General features: G+C 64.6%; 1 protein-coding gene. It reads left to right on the top strand.

Annotated elements, in window-relative coordinates; translation table 11 throughout:
- The coding region (locus SB775_RS31665) for a hypothetical protein (RefSeq protein WP_410865249.1) at positions 1 to 254 on the top strand (254 nt) is incomplete at both ends.

Raw genomic sequence — 254 nt, 5'->3', positions numbered from 1 at the left:
GCAGCCGCTGGTGCGCAACGACAACAATACCCGCGAGGACAAGCTGTTCTCCGCCGGCTGGACCAACACGATCAGCTACGATCCGTGGACGCTGAGCCTGGACCTGAACTACTCGCGCGCCGAGCGCGAGCAGTCGCAGCTGGAGACCTACGCCGGCATGCTGGCGCCGCAGGATGTCGGCTTCAATATCCCGATCAGCGCCGGCTTCGGCCGCTATTCGCTGCCGGACCTGTCCGACCCGAACAATGTCTACC

This window comes from Peribacillus sp. SIMBA_075, from assembly GCF_046534585.1.
Note: the sequence above shows the minus strand (reverse complement) of the source record. Positions and strands in the feature narration are given on the sequence as shown.